General features: G+C 60.7%; 16 protein-coding genes and 1 pseudogene. 11 read left to right on the top strand and 6 right to left on the bottom strand.

Going from position 1 to position 17,540, the window contains the following annotated elements; genetic code table 11:
• Positions 1 to 168: 168 nt before the first annotated feature.
• Positions 169 to 876 carry an aspartate/glutamate racemase family protein gene (locus tag RNA01_RS15895; RefSeq protein WP_235916677.1) on the bottom strand — a complete coding sequence of 236 codons (708 nt, stop codon included), beginning with the start codon at positions 874 to 876 and terminating at the stop codon, positions 169 to 171.
• 163 nt (positions 877 to 1,039) lie between these two features.
• Between RNA01_RS15895 and RNA01_RS15890 the strand changes: the two genes are divergently transcribed.
• The gene (locus RNA01_RS15890; RefSeq protein WP_147181200.1) at positions 1,040 to 1,501 is read left to right on the top strand and encodes an Lrp/AsnC family transcriptional regulator; all 462 of its coding nucleotides are present in this window, start codon (positions 1,040 to 1,042) and stop codon (positions 1,499 to 1,501) included.
• Between the two features lie 216 nt (positions 1,502 to 1,717).
• On the opposite strand, the gene RNA01_RS15885 is transcribed toward RNA01_RS15890, so the two are convergent.
• Both RNA01_RS15885 and RNA01_RS15880 read right to left on the bottom strand, forming a co-directional pair.
• Entirely contained in the window at positions 1,718 to 2,113 is a 396-nt protein-coding gene (locus RNA01_RS15885) for a YybH family protein (RefSeq protein ID WP_147181199.1), read from the bottom strand.
• Positions 2,114 to 2,145: 32 nt separating this feature from the next.
• Complete coding sequence (locus RNA01_RS15880; protein ID WP_147181198.1) at positions 2,146 to 2,772, bottom strand: TetR/AcrR family transcriptional regulator; 627 nt, start codon at positions 2,770 to 2,772, stop codon at positions 2,146 to 2,148.
• A gap of 142 nt (positions 2,773 to 2,914) precedes the next feature.
• Here RNA01_RS15880 and RNA01_RS15875 point away from each other — a divergent pair, with 142 nt between their 5' ends.
• The 10 genes from RNA01_RS15875 (at position 2,915) to minE (ending at position 12,222) form a co-directional block, all read left to right on the top strand.
• Positions 2,915 to 3,988: an ABC transporter substrate-binding protein gene (locus RNA01_RS15875; protein ID WP_147181197.1), complete on the top strand. Its 1,074-nt coding sequence runs from the start codon at positions 2,915 to 2,917 to the stop codon at positions 3,986 to 3,988.
• A 178-nt stretch (positions 3,989 to 4,166) separates the two neighbouring features.
• The gene (locus RNA01_RS15870; RefSeq protein ID WP_147181196.1) at positions 4,167 to 5,030 is read left to right on the top strand and encodes an ABC transporter permease; all 864 of its coding nucleotides are present in this window, start codon (positions 4,167 to 4,169) and stop codon (positions 5,028 to 5,030) included.
• 3 nt (positions 5,031 to 5,033) lie between these two features.
• Positions 5,034 to 5,822: an ABC transporter permease gene (locus RNA01_RS15865; protein WP_147181195.1), complete on the top strand. Its 789-nt coding sequence runs from the start codon at positions 5,034 to 5,036 to the stop codon at positions 5,820 to 5,822.
• Entirely contained in the window at positions 5,819 to 6,919 is a 1,101-nt protein-coding gene (locus RNA01_RS24450; RefSeq protein WP_147181194.1) for an ABC transporter ATP-binding protein, read from the top strand. Before RNA01_RS15865 ends, RNA01_RS24450 begins: the two co-directional genes overlap by 4 nt.
• Positions 6,916 to 7,653 carry an MBL fold metallo-hydrolase gene (locus RNA01_RS15855; RefSeq protein WP_210245766.1) on the top strand — a complete coding sequence of 246 codons (738 nt, stop codon included), beginning with the start codon at positions 6,916 to 6,918 and terminating at the stop codon, positions 7,651 to 7,653. Before RNA01_RS24450 ends, RNA01_RS15855 begins: the two co-directional genes overlap by 4 nt.
• Positions 7,654 to 7,665: 12 nt before the next feature.
• Entirely contained in the window at positions 7,666 to 9,099 is a 1,434-nt protein-coding gene (locus tag RNA01_RS15850) for an aldehyde dehydrogenase family protein (protein ID WP_147181193.1), read from the top strand.
• Positions 9,100 to 9,111: 12 nt separating this feature from the next.
• Positions 9,112 to 10,146, top strand: coding sequence for an alcohol dehydrogenase catalytic domain-containing protein (locus RNA01_RS15845; protein ID WP_147181192.1), 1,035 nt, complete (start codon positions 9,112 to 9,114; stop codon positions 10,144 to 10,146).
• Positions 10,147 to 10,386: 240 nt separating this feature from the next.
• Complete coding sequence (minC, locus tag RNA01_RS15840; RefSeq protein WP_147181191.1) at positions 10,387 to 11,121, top strand: septum site-determining protein MinC; 735 nt, start codon at positions 10,387 to 10,389, stop codon at positions 11,119 to 11,121.
• Between the two features lie 28 nt (positions 11,122 to 11,149).
• On the top strand, positions 11,150 to 11,965 hold the full coding sequence (gene minD / locus RNA01_RS15835; protein WP_147181190.1) for a septum site-determining protein MinD: 816 nt from the start codon (positions 11,150 to 11,152) through the stop codon (positions 11,963 to 11,965).
• On the top strand, positions 11,962 to 12,222 hold the full coding sequence (gene minE / locus RNA01_RS15830; RefSeq protein ID WP_147181189.1) for a cell division topological specificity factor MinE: 261 nt from the start codon (positions 11,962 to 11,964) through the stop codon (positions 12,220 to 12,222). The genes minD and minE overlap by 4 nt, the downstream gene beginning before the upstream one ends.
• A gap of 171 nt (positions 12,223 to 12,393) precedes the next feature.
• Here minE and RNA01_RS15825 read toward each other — a convergent pair.
• From RNA01_RS15825 to RNA01_RS15815, 3 genes and pseudogenes are all read right to left on the bottom strand, one after another.
• Positions 12,394 to 14,448 (bottom strand): annotated as a pseudogene (locus RNA01_RS15825) (putative bifunctional diguanylate cyclase/phosphodiesterase); the annotation flags it as partial.
• A gap of 439 nt (positions 14,449 to 14,887) precedes the next feature.
• Complete coding sequence (locus RNA01_RS15820) at positions 14,888 to 15,901, bottom strand: ABC transporter permease (RefSeq protein WP_147181223.1); 1,014 nt, start codon at positions 15,899 to 15,901, stop codon at positions 14,888 to 14,890.
• A 51-nt stretch (positions 15,902 to 15,952) separates the two neighbouring features.
• The gene (locus RNA01_RS15815) at positions 15,953 to 17,491 is read right to left on the bottom strand and encodes a sugar ABC transporter ATP-binding protein (RefSeq protein WP_147181187.1); all 1,539 of its coding nucleotides are present in this window, start codon (positions 17,489 to 17,491) and stop codon (positions 15,953 to 15,955) included.
• Positions 17,492 to 17,540 lie beyond the last annotated feature (49 nt).

Raw genomic sequence — 17,540 nt, 5'->3', positions numbered from 1 at the left:
GTGAGGGCAAGCGTGCCGAGTGCCGCCAGCGTGCCAAGTCCGGCGTTGCAGGGCTTGTGTATCTGTTCTCCTCTGGCGTTCTTGCTCCCCACCCCGATCAGCCGGGCGGTGGGATGCGGTGCGACAATCGCTTTATGCCGTGTCAGGCTGTTTGGTCGGGACGCCCGGTCAGGCCGGGCGGCTCGCATTGGCAAAGTCGACTGCAGCTGATGCATGCAACAAGGTCGAGTCGAATGTCGCAAGACCGGTCTCATCGGCGCTGAGCAGCATGCCGATCTCGGTACAGCCAAGGATCACGGAATCGCAGCCAGCGGTGCGGCCCTTCTCGATGATGTCGAGATAGACGGCGCGCGAGCTATCTTTAATGATACCACAGCATAGCTCATTGAAGATGACGTCATGAACCGCGTCACGACCCGCCTGATCCGGGACCATCGCGTCGATACCGAATTTTTCCTTCAGCCGTTCGAGATAGAACGGCTGCTCCATCGTGTAGCGGGTCGCCAGCAGCAGCGGCTTTCTTGCGCCGGCGGCGGCTAGCGCCTGACCGGTGACATCGACGATGTGGATCAGCGGAACGCCGATTTTTATCGAGATTGGTTCCGCGATCAGGTGCATGGTGTTGGTGCAGATCAGCACGCAATCGGCGCCGGCCGCCTCCAGCTTGCGTCCAATGTCGCCAAGATAGTCGGCGGCTTTCGTCCATTGATCGGACCGTTGCCATCCGACGATCCGGTCGAAATCGACGGAATAGAGAACGATGTCCGCCGAATGCAGCCCGCCGAAGCGATCCCGGACCATTTCATTGATTTTCTTGTAGTAGACGGCCGTGCTTTCCCAGCTCATGCCGCCAATCAATCCGATAGTTTTTTGCACTTCTGCCTCCAGTTCACTTTCCATGAACTGTAGGGTGTGCAGCGCAGAAAATCAGATCGTATTTTGCGGATTTTTCCCAAAATGCTGAGAGGAAATATTGCCTATATCTCGTATGGCGCCATAAAATATTGCCACTCAGGTTTCGTTTGAGAGGGGGATTCCGATGTTGGACGGTCGCGACAAGAAGATCATCGATTATCTGCAACGGGACGCGGCCGTACCCGTTGCCGATCTTGCCGATACCGTCGGCCTGTCGGTTTCGGCCTGCTGGCGGCGCATCAAGAACCTGGAGGACAGTGGTCTGATTGCTCGCCGCGTTGTGCTGGTGGATCGTCGCAAAGCCAATGTCGCAATGACCGTCTTCGTGGCGGTGCGCACGTCAAGGCACTCGATCGGCTGGCTGGATACGTTTCGCGAGGTGATCGGCGCTATCCCCGAAATTGTGGAGGCCTACCGCCTGACGGGCGAGATGGATTACCTGCTGCGCCTGGTCGTGCCGAGCGTCGAAGTGTATGACACCGTCTACAAGGAGCTGATTTCGAAACTCGACTTCATGGATGTATCGTCCTTCATCAGCATGGAAGAGCTCAAGTTCACCACAGCCGTGCCGATGAATTATATCTAGCTGACCCACCGGAGCATGGCTCTGGGGCCTGCCACCGCGTTGCCTCGCGAACCCGCGAGACATCAGGCGCATGCAATCGGGCTCACCCGCCGAACGGGCGGATGATGATGTCGAAATGGACCGCAGGCTTCGCCTGGAACGATCAAATCCCGCAATCCGCCATGAGAGGAAGATAGGAGGGATAGGTGGGATACGGACGGTCCAAGTCGGAGTTTTTCAGCTTGGCATTGCTGAGAGATGTTCGTGGACCGCGAGCCAACGGCCATCGGTCTGGCGTGCAAAGACGATCGTCTCGCGCTCGTAGTTGGTCATCGCCTGGCCGCTGATCGAAAGCTCCGTTTCCACTGCGTGAGTGAAGATCGCGACGTCGCCGAGAAGCTGGACGTTGCGCTTGGTCGAGCGGCAGCCGCGCACCTCAAAGCCGTCGCGGGTCTCCCACAAGGCCCATTCTGCCTCGTATTCGGCGCGGTTCTGAAGCGTCCTGTCGAGATTGTAGAAGATGAAACTCGCGGCCGGCGAGAAGGCATCGAAATAGGCCTTGGTGTCATGTCGGCCAAAAGCCGCGACGAGGGCGTCGACGGCGGCGAGGACGGCGGTCCTAGTATCGGTCATGTCTGTCGTTTCTGATAGGTTTTCGGGATGGTTCAGACGGGCTTGACGCTGCTGATCAGCGCGGCGATCGGCCTATGCTGTTCGGCAACACGCGTCTTCAGCTCTTCGAGCGGCATGGTCTCGACCTTGCAGAACTCGATGAACATCGCGTTGAGGTTGTTGAAGAAGACCTCGCCGATGGCGCGGGCGTCGACACCGGCGATGACCACGCCGCGGCGCTGAAGGGTCTCGATCAGTTGCACCACCTGGGCGCAAAGCCGCTGGTCGAGTTCGGTATAGCGCTTCGACAGGGGGGTCTCCGGTTGCTGGATCGATGAGGCCATGGCGGTACGCCACATCTCTTTGCTCAGATAGACGAGCGAGTGGTCGTAATACTGGTTGATCAGCGCGCCCAGCGCCTCGTTCACGTTGAGCGGCGGGTTGGCGACGATGATCTCGCCGGCCTCCAGTACCTCGGTCACTTCCATCGAAACGGTGGCGACGAGGATGTCGCCTTTGTTCTGATAGTAATTGTAGAGCGTGCCGACCGAGACTTCGGCCCTCTCGGCAATGTCTTCGATGCGAGCGCTGTCGTAGCCCTGTTCGCGAAAGAGCGTCGTGGCGGATTCCAGGATGCGGCGGTTCCTGTCTGCCTTCTGTCTGGCGCGCAATCCGGTCATCGCAATCTCCTTTGGAATCTCTTCAAAAATGAGATTGACTTAAAAAATGAATTCATTCAATCTTTTTCTCAAGGCGCCAGGACGAGTGCCATTTTGATCAACGCGAGGACTCGACGGGGGTCTTCGGCAAGAGGGAAACAAGATGAACAAGACCATTCTGGGCGGGCTTTCCCGCCGCATGCTTTTCGCGACCGCCGCTGTTTGTGCTCTTTCCGCCAGCGCCTCGGCGCAGGAGGAGCTGAACGCGCTTGTGTGGTGCGACCATACTGATCCGGCGCTGATCGAGCCATTTGAGAAGGCCAACAACGTCAAGGTCAACCTCAAGGAATACGAAGGCACGGGCGCTGGCCTGTCGATCGTCGAGCAGTCGCGCCCCGGCGACTGGGATGTCTTCGTCATCGACGGCGTCGATGTGCCGCGCGCTGTTGAAATGAATCTGCTCGCCGAGATTCCGGCTGACAAGCTGCCGACCCCCGACATCTTCCCGGAAGTACGGATGGAGGCCAATAATACCAAGGATGGCAAGATTTACGCCGTCACGGAAAAGTTTGGCTACAATACGATTTCCTACGACAAGACCAAGGTCGACCCAAAGGATATGGAAGACCTCTCGATCTTCTGGTCCGACAAGTACAAGGGTCGCATTGCCCTCTATGACTACTATCTGCCGATGATCGGCCTGACCGGGCTTGCCATCGGCAAGAACACCGCTGACCTGACGGCCGCCGATCTGCCGGCGATCAAGGAAAAGCTGTTCGAGATGAAGAAGGTCGCGCGCCAGGTGAGCGACGTCGTTGCTTCTCAGACCGCGCTGGTCAGCGGCGAAGTCGATATCATTCTCGGCGGCGGCGAGTGGGTCACGGCCGGGCTCACTGCGGAAAAGCCGGACCTCGACTGGACTGTGCCGAAGCAGGGGGCCCTGCGCTGGGCACAATCGATCGGCGTGTTCAAGGACTCGACCAAGCAAGACCTCGCGGTGAAGTTCGTGCAGTATATCCTTAGCCCCGAAGGTCAGGCCAAGCTCGCGACCTCATCCTGCTACTGGGGCATGCCGGCCAATTCCAAGGCGGGCGATCAACTGAACGACCAGCAGAAGACAGCCCTGCGGTGGGACAAGCAGCCGGAATATCTGAAGAACACCCAGCTCTATCCAGTCGTCGATGCCGATCTCGACGCGGCCATGCAGGACGCCTGGACGGAAATGCTGCAACAGTAACCTGCCGGGTACATCTACCCTCTTCAAGTGTTGGCGCCTCCCCTGTCCCAAGGGGGAGGGGGAGGTGGTGCGTCTTCGGTTTGGCCGGCGCCGCGTCGTCAGTCCAATCGAGGGACGCTCGTAACATGCGATGGAAACGGTTCAGGATGAGGGCAATCATGGTTGGAGAAGCGGTGATATGACGGCCACACCACTTGAGCGGGCGGAACGCCGCAAGGCTTGGGGATTTGCGCTGCCGGCGCTCCTCTGGACCATCGCCTTCTTTCTCGTTCCCTTCCTCTACATGACGGCGATCAGCTTCTGGAAACGCGATGGTCGCCAGATCGTCGCCAGCTGGACGCTTGACAATTACGAAGCTTTCTTTGGCAAGGCGCATCTCCTCAAGGCGCTCTACAATTCGCTTGAAGTGACGGCGACCGTCACGGTCATCTCTATCGTGCTTGCCTATCCGTTGGCGTGGATCATCGCCGAGCGCGTGCCGAAGCGCTTTCAACGCTTTGCACTGATCATGGCGATTCTGCCGTTCTGGACCTCCTATGTGGTGCGCTCCTATTCCTGGTTGCTGGTGCTTTCCGGCGGCGGCGTGGTCAATCAGGCGCTGATGTGGATGGGTCTGATTTCCGAACCGCTGCAGCTTTCGGCAAACCGCGTCGGCACGGTGATCGGCTTTGTGCATTTCTTCGTCATGCTGCTGACGCTGACGATTTACGCCAACTTGGTGCAGCTTTCACCGAACTACCGGCGGGCTGCCGCCGATCTCGGGGCGAATGGTTTTCAGACCTTCTGGCATGTCATCCTGCCCTTGACTCTGCCGGGCATTATGGTCGGCGCCTTCCTCACCTTCGTTTTGTGCATCGGCGACTACATCACACCGCAGATCCTCGGCGGCAACAACGAGCTCGTCTTACCCCAGGTGATCATGCTGCAACTCGGGCGCCGGGCCGATTTCCCCATGGCCGCTGCCTTGTCGCTGGTGCTGATGGTGGTCGTCACCATCGCCTATCTCGCCTGCGCCCGCTGGCTGAAGATGGAAAGGACCTGACCGATGCGGCACATGCAAACGGCGCTCGCTATTGTCTATGCCAGCGCGATCTATGTCTTCATCTTCCTGCCGGTCGCCGTGCTTGTGCTCTTCTCCTTTCAGGATGGAACGTTGCCGGTGCCGCCTCTGCATGGGCTGACGCTGCGCTGGTACGGCGAGATTTTCGCGGATGTCAAACTAATGACGGCGCTCGGCAACTCGCTGATCGTGGCGATCGTCTCGTCGGCCGTCTCCTGTCTGCTCGGCTTCCTCGCGGCTTATGCCTTTGCCCGCTACAAGCTGCCGGGCTCCGGTCTCCAGCGCGCGTTGATCGTCGCGCCGATGACGGTCAGCACCTTGATCATCGCCCTTGGGCTTTTGTCCGTCTTCAGCCGTCTCAATGTGACGCTTTCGCTTTGGACGATCGGTATCGGCCATGTGGTGATCAACCTGCCACTATGCTTTGCGATCATCTACGCCTCGATGGGTGGCCATCAGGTCAATATCGAGCGGGCCGCGCGCGATCTCGGGGCCAGGGACTGGCAGGTAATGTTGCTCGTCACCGCGCCGATGCTGATGCCCTCGATCCTTGCCGCCTTCTTCCTGTCGGTCACCTTCAGCTGGGACGAGTTCATCATCGCCTTCCTGCTGTCACGCTTCGATGTGACGTTGCCGGTCGAGATCTGGAGCATGCTGCGCTCCGGTCTTGATCCCAAGACCAATGCCATCGGCAGCGTCGTCTTTCTCATCTCGGTAGTGTTCCTGATCGTGATGGAACTTACCGTCTTCAGAAAATCCGGGAAATCCTCATGACCGCCGACGTCTCGATCAGAAACGCCACGAAAGTCTTCGGCACGTTCCGCGCGCTGGACAATGTCTCGCTCGACATCGCCGCCGGCGAGTTCATCGTCCTGCTCGGACCTTCCGGCTGTGGCAAGACAACGCTGCTCTCTATCCTTGGTGGCTTCATCGAGCCAACCTCCGGCACGATCGCGATCGGTGGAACCGACATGACCCATGTCGCGCCGGCCAAGCGTCCGACCACAACGATGTTCCAGGACTATGCTCTCTTCCCGCATATGCGGCTCATCGACAATGTCGGCTTCGGTCTGCGCATGCGGGGCATGTCGAAGGCCGAGCGTGACGACAAGGCGCTCTCCATGCTCGACCTCGTCGGCCTCAAGACATCCGCCTTGAAGAAGCCGCACGAGCTGTCCGGCGGTCAGCGACAACGTGTGGCGCTGGCCCGGGCGCTCGCCGTCGATCCGGATGTACTCTTGCTCGACGAGCCGCTCGGCGCGCTGGACCTCAAACTGCGCCGCCAGATGCAGGACGAGTTGAAGGCGATCCAGAAGCGCGTCGGCACCACCTTCATTCACGTCACGCACGACCAGGAAGAAGCCATGGCCATCGCCGACCGGATTGTCGTGATGAACCACGGCCATATCGAGGATGTCGGTGCGTCGTCGGAAATCTACATGCGGCCGCGCTCGCTGTTTTCAGCCGGCTTCATGGGCGAGGCGAATTTCCTCGATGCCAAGGTTAGCGGCATCTGTGCCGGCGAGGTGCGGGTCGAGACGGCGCTCGGTTCCGCCGTTCTTCCCATGGCTGCGTTTACGGCCGGTATGCCGGGCGAGGACAAGAGCGTGACGCTCTGCATCCGTCCCGAACATTTCCGTTCTGGCGGTGAAGAGGGAGAAACCGTCACACTCGGCCGGGCGCGCATCATTGATAGCGCTTTCTTCGGCGCCCATCATCGCTGCCATCTGCGGGCCGAAGGGGCGGTGGACATCGTCATCACAGCCCATCTGCCCCAAACTGCGGAACCACACGTCGGCGATGTGCTTGATCTTGCGGTGCCGGCCGATAGCATCGTGGCACTTGCCAATGGTAAAGGGGAGCTGCAATGAAGCCCCGTATGCGTGCCGAGGACTGGTACAGCCTTCGCCGTCTCGATGACGACGTGACCTATATCTCCGAGCCCCACATCCAGGAGTTTTACCGCTGCAACATCTGGCATGTCCGAGGTCGGGATCGCGACATGCTGGTCGATAGCGGCATGGGTGTCGTGTCGCTGACCGAATGGGTGCCGCTGGTGACGGAGCGCGAATTGATCGCGGTCGCAAGCCATACCCATTTCGACCATATCGGTTGCCACCATGAATTCGAATGTCGGGCCGTGCATTCTGCCGAAGCCGATTTGCTGGCCAATCCGACCCGCGAGAACACACTCGCCGATCCTTACGTGACCGACGAGATCTTCGATGCTCTGCCGCCGGAGCCCTATTGCTCCAAATGCTATGCGGTGAAGCGGGCGCCGGCGACGCGCATTCTCGATGATGGCGACGTTATCGACCTCGGCGACCGACAGTTCGAGGTGATCCACACGCCCGGCCATTCGCCCGGCGGCATCGCGCTTTATGAAAAGGCGACCGAGATCCTGTTCTCGGGTGACATCCTTTATGACGGCCCGCTGATCGAAGATACATACCATTCCAATGCCGCCGACTATCTCGCCTCGATGGAGCGCCTTTTGACGCTGCCGGTGCGGTTGGTGCATGGCGGTCATTTTCCCAGCTTTAGCGGCGAGCGTTACCGGGATCTGATCACCGGCTGGCTCGACGCTAGACAAAAGACAATCTGACGGGAGTGAAACATGCTCGACAAGCGTAAGTTCTATATCAACGGCGAGTGGGTCGACCCGACCACGGCCAAAGACCTTGAAGTGATCAATCCTGCCACCGAAAAGCCCATCGCGGTGATCTCGATGGGCAGCGCTGCCGATATCGACCGCGCCGTCGCTGCCGCCAGGACGGCTTTTTCAAGCTACAGCCGGACCAGCTCGGACGAGCGCATCGCGCTGCTGGAAAAGTTGCTGGCCATCTACAAGCGCCGCTATGACGAAATGGCGCGCACCATCACGCTGGAACTCGGGGCGCCGATCACCATGAGCGGTGAGCAGCAGGCCCATGTCGGTGTCGGCCATCTCGAGGGTTTCATCGATGCCATGAAGCGGCTGAAGACCCGCGAGGTTCTGCCGAATGGCGATACCGTGTTGCGCGAGCCAGTCGGGGTCTGCGGGTTGATCACGCCGTGGAACTGGCCGATCAACCAGATTGCCCTGAAGGTCATCCCTGCTCTGGCCACCGGCAGTACCTGCGTGCTCAAGCCCTCCGAATTCACTCCACTCAACGCGCTGCTCTATGCCGAGATGATTGACGAGGCGGGTTTCCCCGCTGGCACCTTTAACCTCGTCAATGGCGACGGTCTGAACGTCGGTGCGGCGCTGTCGAAGCACAGGCATGTCGATATGATGTCCTTTACCGGCTCCACACGCGCTGGCATCGCTGTCAGCAAGGACGCGGCCGAGACGGTCAAGCGGGTGACCTTGGAACTCGGTGGCAAGTCGCCGAATCTTGTCTTCGAGGATGCAGATCTGGAGGACCGCGTTGCCGGAAGCGTGCTCGAATGCTTCAACAATTCCGGCCAGTCCTGCGACGCGCCGACACGGCTTCTGGTTCAGCGCTCCGTCTACGACAGGGCTATCGAGATTGCCAAACGCGTTGGCGGTGCGGCCAAAGTCGGCAATCCGCAAGAGGAGGGCGAGCATATCGGGCCGCTCGTCAGCGACATTCAGTATGGCCGTGTCCAGACGCTGATCGAAGCCGGAATTGCCGAAGGCGCCGAGCTTCTCGTTGGCGGTCCCGGCAAGCCGGAGGGCTTCGAGACCGGCTACTACGTCAAGCCGACGATTTTCGCAGGTGTCAACAATACCATGCGGATCGCCCGCGAAGAGGTTTTCGGGCCGGTTCTCGTCATCATACCCTTCGACACCGAAGAGGAAGCGATAGAGATCGCCAATGACACGAATTATGGCTTGGCCGCCTATGTCCAGACGAGCGACCTCGACCGGGCGGAACGTGTCGCCGGCCGCCTGCGGGCCGGTATGGTGCACATCAACGGCGCGCCGCATCGCTACGGCAGCCCGTTCGGCGGCTACAAGCAATCCGGCAATGGTCGCGAAGGCGGTATCTTCGGGCTGGAGGATTTCCTCGAAATCAAGACGGTCCACCGTCCCGACGCAAACTGAGAGCATTCCGAGATGATCACACCCAAGACCATGAAGGCCGCGATTGCCGAGGCCTCCGGCGCTCCCCTTGTGATCCGCGAGGTGGCCGTGCCCGAGCCCCGGCGCGGCCAGTTTCTGGTGAAGCTCGAAAGTTGCGGCGTCTGCCATTCCGACCTGCATCTGCGCAACGGTGACGAGAATCTTCCGGACCACATGTATCCGCTGATCCTCGGCCATGAGGGTATAGGCCGGATCGTTGCCGTCGGCGAAGGCACGGAGACGGGGCTTTCGCTCGGCGACCGTGTGGGCTTGCCATGGCTCTACGACACCTGCCTCGATTGCAGCCCCTGCCTGACAGGTGCTGAGACCTTCTGCACCCATCAGCATGCGCGCGGTATCCACTATCACGGCGCCTTTGCCGAATATGCCATCCTCGAATCGCGATTCGCCTGCACGATCCCCGATGGGATCGATCCGCTGCAAGGTGCGCCGCTGCTTTGCGCCGGATTGACGGCCTGGAGTGCACTGCGCAAGACCCAACTGCGGCCCGGCAAGACGGTGATGGTTATCGGCTGCGGTGGGCTCGGGCAGTATGCGATCATGATCGCCAAGGCGCATGGCGCGACCGTGGTGGCCGTCGACCGCGACCCGGCAAAGCTCGAAGAGGCGCGCCAGCGCGGCGCCGATCATCTGGTCGAGGCCGACCCCGATGCCGGGTTGAGGGTCAAGGAACTTGGTGGCGCCGACATTGCCGTCAATTTCGCGCCGACTCCGGCCGTTTGGCAGACCATCGAGCAGGCGGTCAATCCGCTGAGCGACATCATCGCCATCGCACTCGTTCATGACCCGGTGCCGCTATCGATGATGTGGTTGATCGACGGTGGCCACCGCGTGTTCGGCTCGTCGGTCGGTTCGCGTCAGGATCTTCGCGATTTCCTCGCGTTCGCCGCGCGTACCAGCCTCGACATAGACATCGAGACGATTCCGCTCTCCGGCGTCGATGCGGCACTGAACCAGTTGCAGGCCGGTAAGGTCGCTGGCCGCATCTGCATCGACTTTTCGCTCTAACCGAAATGGAGAGGCGTCGGCTGACAAGGTTTCATAGACGCCCTCCCAGAACACTGCTCCGGCGTTTGCTGTGCACTGTTCCCTGACCGTTTGCGCCCGGCGTTCGGGAGCCGGCCCCCTTGCAATTGGTCATCGATAGCGTGACGGGGCGGAACGTAAAAATCAGAGCTGACCGGTCATCCGTATTAACCTTTTGTTAACCATGGAGAGGGTAGCAAGGGTAACCAATCCTTAACCCAGATGACCAAAGTGCTAACAGACGCCCGCTCGATCCGTATCAAGGGCCGCTCCTTCATGGCGGTCGTGCTCTCGCCCGATTTGCCGCTCGATGAATGGCTGGTCCGGCTTGACGACCTCGCCGCGCGCTCGGCCGGCTTCTTCCTCGGCCGTCCGGTCGTTCTTGATGTCACCGATCTCGAAATTGATCGCCCCCAGCTGAAGAGCCTGCTGGCGGAGCTTTCCGGGCGCAATGTCAGCGTCATGGGCATCGAAGGCGGGCGACCGTCGCTGGTCGAGCCCGGCATGCCTCCCGCCTTGAAGGGGGGCCGCCCTGCGGCCGACTTCGAGGTGCCGGTGAGCGATCCGGCGAGTGCTGTTCCAAGCCAGGAGGCGAAGGCCGAGGAGCCGGCCACTTCGCGCCAGGCTTTGCAGTCGCTGATCATTCGCGAGCCGATTCGTTCCGGCCAGTCGGTGATCTTCTCCGATGGCGACGTCACCGTGATCGGCTCCGTCGCATCGGGGGCTGAAGTCATCGCCGGCGGTTCCATTCATATCTACGGTGCGCTGCGTGGGCGCGCCATGGCTGGATCGATCGGAAACGGTTCGGCCAGGATCTTTTGCCGCAAACTCGAAGCCGAGCTCGTGGCCATCGACGGCATCTACAAGATGGCGGAGGACATGGCGCCTGAACTTCACGGGAAGCCCGTCCAGTGGTGGCTCGAGGACGACACGCTCGTGGCAGACAAACTCAATTGAGCCGCAACGGCCAGAACAGGAGAGCAAGATGGGGAAGGTAGTCGTCGTCACGTCAGGCAAGGGCGGGGTTGGCAAGACCACGTCGAGCGCCGCACTGGGAGCAGCCCTTGCGCAGCGCGGCGAGAAGGTCGTCGTGGTCGACTTCGACGTCGGTCTGCGCAACCTCGATCTCATCATGGGCGCGGAACGCCGGGTGGTCTACGATCTGGTCAACGTGATCCAGGGGGACGCGAAGCTTCAGCAGGCGCTGATCCGCGACAAGCGGCTGGAAACGCTGTTCCTGCTGCCGGCCTCGCAGACACGCGACAAGGACAATCTGACGCCCGAGGGCGTGGAACAGGTCATCGCCGACCTGCGGCGCTATTTCGACTGGGTCATTTGCGACAGCCCGGCCGGGATCGAGCGCGGCGCGACGTTGGCGATGCGCCATGCCGATGTGGCCGTGGTCGTTACCAATCCGGAAGTTTCCTCGGTGCGCGATTCCGACCGGATCATCGGCCTGCTCGACGCCAAGACCGTCAAGGCCGAGCGTGGTGAACGGATGGAAAAGCATCTGCTGCTGACCCGCTATGACGCCGCCCGCGCCCAGCGTGGTGACATGCTCAAGGTTGATGATGTTCTGGAAATCCTCTCCATTCCGCTTCTCGGCATCATTCCCGAAAGCATGGACGTGCTGCGCGCCTCCAACATAGGTGCTCCGGTGACGCTCGCCGATGCCCGCAGTGCGCCGGCTCTGGCCTATTTTGAAGCCGCTCGCCGGCTTTGCGGCGAGGACGTGCCGATTGAAATCCCGGGTGAAAAGCGAGGGCTCTTCGGCAAGATTTTCGCGCGGAGGGCGGCATGAGTATTTTCGCCCTGTTCCGAAAGCAGAAGTCGGCACCGCTTGCCCGCGAGCGTCTGCAGGTTCTGCTCTCTCACGAGCGTGCCTCGGCCGGCTCGGATCTTGTGGCCGCGCTTCGTGAGGAGATCCTCGCCGTGATTTCGCGCCATGTGCAGGTCGACGCCGACAAGGTGCATGTCACCATGGATCGCGGCGAGCACGTCTCGATCCTCGAGATTGAGGTCGAGATCCCTCTCGACGGCGCACGACTGGCCGCCTGATAACAAACGCAATCGCCCCTGCACGCGAGGCTGTGGGGGCGTTCAACGCACTGCGCTGGATCACGCTGCTGGATGGGCCGACTTGCGATCCGATTTGGCGATGCCCATGGCGCTTGGCCGTTTCCGGAAACGACTGTCCGTTACAGTTGAGGCATGGCACGTGTCGAACGTGCCATGGATCAGGGCTTCCGCCTCGGCCCTCGGCATCGGCTTGCCAAGCAGGAACCCCTGGACCTCGCCGAAGCCCTCGTCCCTGACCAATCGCAATTGCTCTTCCGTTTCGATTCCTTCCGCCAGTGTCGTGGCATTGAACCCCGACCCGATGCCGATCACGGCGCGGACGATGGCGAGGTTTCCCGGGTCGGTCTCCAGGCCGCTGACGAAGCTTCGGTCCAGCTTGATCTTGTCGAAGGCGAAGGCACGCAGATAGCTGAAAGACGAATAGCCCGTACCGAAATCATCGATCGCGATGCGAATGCCAAGCGCCTTCAAAGCCCGCAACAGTGGCAGGCTTTGCTCCACATCGGCGAGGAAGACGGATTCGGTGACCTCGATCTCCAGCCGCTTGGGATTGAGGCCAGTCTTGTTGAGCGCTGCGATGATGCTCGACAGCAACCCGCTGTGACGGAACTGGCAGACGGACAGGTTGACGGCGATCTTCAGTTGTGTCGGCCAGGTCGCCGCCGTGCGGCAGGCCTGCTGCAATACCCATTCGCCGATCGGCACAATCAGTCCTGTCTCTTCGGCGATCGGAATGAATTCCGCCGGAGCGATCGGGCCGCGGAGGGGATGATGCCAGCGGATCAGCGCCTCGAACCCCGCCAGGCCGTCGCCCCTGAGCTCGACGATGGGCTGGTAATATAGCTCGAACTGGCCTTTTTCCAGCGCGTCGCGCAACTCAACAGTCAATTGGCGGCGGCGCTCGGCTTCGCGACGCATGTCAGGATGATAAAAGCGAAAGGTCGAGCGCCCGCTCTCCTTGGCGGCGTAGAGCGCCAGATCGGCCTGGCGCATCAGCACGCTCTCGTCGGCAGCATGCTCCGGCGCCAAGGCGATACCGATGCTGCATGTGACATGTTCCTTCGAACCCTCCAGATCGAAGGGTATGGCCAATGCCTTCAGCAGGCGTTCGGCGAAATCCCCGATACCGGCATGGCTGGAGAGCCGAAGAACGACGGCGAATTCATCGCCGCCGAGGCGGGCGACCAGATCGCCGTTCTTGGTCAGTTGTGTCAGGCGCGCGGCCACTTGGCACAGCAACGCGTCGCCCGCCGCATGCCCCTTGCTGTCATTGACGTTCTTGAAATGATCGACGTCGACATAGAGCAGGGCAAGAGGGTGGTCGGCGGTTGCAATCGGTGTTTCCCGCTGGATGTGGTCAGTGAAGAAGGCGCGGTTCGGCAAGCCGGTCAAGGCATCATGCATCGCCATATGGGAGAGCCTCGACTCGACTGATCGTTCCTCGGTCACGTCCTGGCAAAGCCCAACGATGTATCGCGGCGCCGAGCCGTCAGGCGCAGGCAGGGCGCGCTTCATCGTCTTGAATATCCTCTGCTGCCCGTCGGGGCGAAGCATGGTTTCCTCGAAGCTGATTGTGGAACTCTGGCCAAGCGCCAGCACGTCCTGGTCGCGGAAGCGGGCGATCTGCGTTTGGTGGTAGAGGGCCTGGTCGTTTCGTCCGAGAACTTCCACCGGATCGAGGCCGATATTGAGAGCGCTCGCCTCGTTGAACAGGACATAGGCGCCGTCCGCCTGCATGTCCTTGACGAAGACCCCGATCGGCAGATTGTCGACGATGCTGTCGAGCAGCGACCGCGTGGCGATAACCTGTCTCTGCGCGGCGTTGACCTCTGTCCGGTCCTGCACGATGGCAAGGATCGCATCGCGCCCTTCAAAGCGCACAGCCCGCCCATAGGTGAGGACTTCAAGCGTCTCGCCATTCGCCTTGATATGCGTCCAGCGTTCGGCCCGTTCCATGTCGGTGCGACGCTGTACGGCCTCTAGCATGCGCTTGCGTTCCGGCGCGGGGCGGATGTCGAGGACTGTCATCCGGTCATAGTCCACGCGGCTGTAGCCATAGAGGTCGATCGCGGCATTATTGACGATCAAGAAGCGCAACGTCTCCGGATCGTAGACCCACATCGGTGAGGGATGGGTGACGAACAGCGACTGAAAATCGCTGTTCGCTGCTCCGATGGAACCGTTCGTCGGGTACGGGCCGGTCATGACAGTCTCTCGTGAAAAGGTGCGAAACAAAGGAATTATAGGAAAAATATAAATAAAAACAGAATCTTACGCTGTTCAAATTTACAGCGAAAGCCCAAAAAATGTGCAGCCAGGTGAATACATGGCAACGAAAGGTGCTGCTTGAGGTTGGCGTTTTTTGGATGAGGCCCCGGGAAGGGGCAGTCGCCACTGCCCGCCCGTTCTCACGGGGAGCACCGTGCTTTGGCGGCCATCAGTCCGCGCGATCTGCCCCGAGACCCCGGCTGCAAGGTAGGGCGGTATGGCGCATCACTGGTCCGATAGCGGTTTCTTCGGACCCGGACCCGGGCGCCTCCACCCGTCGCGCTCGCTCACAAGCCTCCGGATCGCTCCGGAGGCCTGCCCGTCTGTCCGGTTCCTGTCGGCGCGCCGCTGTATGGGCCGCGCCGTAGAGATTATCTCAGACCTTGCGTTTCTTCTGCCGGTAGACGTCGGCGACCACGGCCGTGACGATGATCATACCTTTGATGATCTCCTGGTAGTAGGCATCCACCCTGAGGAAGGTGAAGCCGGAGGTCATCACGCCAAGAATTATCGTGCCGATCACCGTGCCGGTAATCCTGCCGGCGCCTCCAGCCAGCGAGGTGCCGCCGATAACGGCTGCGGCGATCGCGTCGAGTTCATACATGACCCCCATGCCGGCCTGTGCGGTCTGGGCGCGCGCTGCGGTGACGACGCCGGCGAGGCCGGCCAGCATGCCGGCAATGGCATAGACCTTGATCAGGTGGGCTTCGACATTGATGCCCGAGACCCGTGCGGCCTGGACGTTCGCGCCGATTGCATAGGTGAACTTGCCATAGCGGGTGTAGCGCAGGGCGATGTGGAAAATCAGCGCGACAATGAGGAAGACGATAACCGGGGCGATTCCAGTGCCGATGAAGATGAAGTCGTCGCTCAGGCCCGAGACCGGCTGACCCTTGGTGTACCATTTCGAGATACCACGGGCTGTCACCATCATGCCGAGGGTTGCGATGAAGGGTGGGATCTTGGTGCGGGCGATCAGCTGGCCGTTGATGAAACCGGCAAGCAGGCCGACCAAGATGCCGACGGTGATCGGCACGAAGAAGGGCATGTCGGTGAGGCTCGGATAGAGCGCGCGCGGCCAGGTGGAGGCCTGGGCAAAGCTCGCCGAGAACATCGCCGTCATGCCGACGACCGAGCCGGACGAGAGGTCGATGCCGCCGGTGATGATGACCTGCGTTACGCCGACCGCGATAATGCCGATCACCGAGACTTGCAGGATCATGATCGTCAGACGCTGCGGATTCATCAGGAAGCTCTGTCCGATGAAGATCCAGCCCAGCAGTTCGAATATCAGTGCGATGCCGATCAGGACGAATAGGATATTCGCCTCCGGCGGAATGCGGCGGTGTTGCAGTTTTCCGGTCCTCAGGTCAACCTCACCCTTGGCCATGGTTTTGCTGTTCATTGTGTCCTCCCTCGCAGGTTCATGGCCGGCGCCAGCTCAGCGTGCCGCCAAGTCCATGACCTTGATCTGTGTGGCTTCCGCGCAGTCGAGGAAGCCCGTGACGCGGCCCTCGTGCATGACCATGATCCGGTCGCTCATGCCGAGCACCTCCGGCATTTCCGAGGAGATCATGATCACGGCGACGCCGTTCTTCGCCATCTCCGTCACCAGCCGGTGGATCTCCGCCTTGGCGCCGACATCAATACCGCGCGTCGGCTCGTCGAGGATCAGGATGCGCGGATTGGTCAGCATCCAGCGGCCGATCAGCACCTTCTGCTGGTTGCCGCCCGACAGGTTTTCGATACGCTCGTTCATATTAGGCGTCTTGACGCGCAGCTTGCGGCACATCTCCTCGCATTCGGCCGACAGTGCTGCCTGTTCAACGAAGCCGATCCTGACGAACTTGTCCTGAAGCACGGCGATCTGCATGTTTTCAAGCACGTTGAGGATCAGCAGGCAGCCGGTCTCCTTGCGGTCCTCGGTCAGGAAAGCCATGCGATGGCCGATCGCCTCGGTCGGGCTGTCGATGTCGACTGGTCTGCCATCGATCTCGATCGTCCCGGACGAGGCCGGCGTCACACCGAAGATCGTTTCCGCAACATTGGAGCGACCCGAACCCACGAGGCCGGCGACGCCGAGGATCTCGCCGGCGCGCACGTCGAAGGAAACGTCCTTGAAGATTCCGTCGAGCGTCAGGTTCTTGACCGACAGCACGGTGTCGCCGAGCGGTACGACCTCCTTTGGGAACATCTGGGTGATCTCGCGGCCGACCATCATGCGGATGATGTCGTCGCGCGTCACATCGGTCGATGCGTGGGTGCCGATATACTTGCCGTCACGGAAGACCGAGAATTCGTCGGCGATCTCGAATAGCTCGTTCATCTTGTGCGTGATGTAAACGATACCTATGCCCTGGTCGCGCAGGCCGCGGATGATATGGAAAAGATGTTCCACCTCGCGTTCGGTCAGCGCCGAGGTCGGCTCGTCCATGATCAGGACGTCGGATTCATAGGAAACCGCCTTGGCGATCTCGACCATCTGCCGGTTGGCGACGGAGAGTTCCCCTACCGTGGTCTGCGGATGGATGGCAATGTTCAGTCGATTGAAGAGTTCCGCCGTCTTGCGGTTCATCTCCTTGTGATCGACGAAACCTAAGCGGTTCAGCGGCTCTCGGCGGATCCAGATGTTCTCCGCTACCGTCATCGACGCCATCAGGTTGAGTTCCTGATGGATCATGGCGATGCCGTTTTCCAGTGCGTCGAGCGGTGATTCCAGCCGGATGTTGATGCCTTTCAGCTGCACTGTACCCTTGTCTGGATGGTAGATGCCGGCGAGGATCTTCATCAGCGTTGATTTCCCTGCGCCGTTTTCGCCCATCAGCGCATGTACGCTGCCGCGCTTCAGGCGGAAGGTCACGTCATCGAGGGCGACGACGCCGGGAAATTCCTTGCGCACGCCTTCGGCGGCCAGAAGGTATTCGGCATTGGGCACGACGCCGCTCTTGCGGACGGCGGCCATCGTTGTCGGGCTGACCATGGCAATTCTCCTCACGCGTCATACGGTTGGAATGCGGGCGTAAGCCCGC

Origin of the sequence: Paenirhizobium naphthalenivorans (assembly GCF_007992095.1) — a bacterium.
GTDB lineage: Bacteria > Pseudomonadota > Alphaproteobacteria > Rhizobiales > Rhizobiaceae > Allorhizobium > Allorhizobium naphthalenivorans.
Note: the sequence above shows the minus strand (reverse complement) of the source record. Positions and strands in the feature narration are given on the sequence as shown.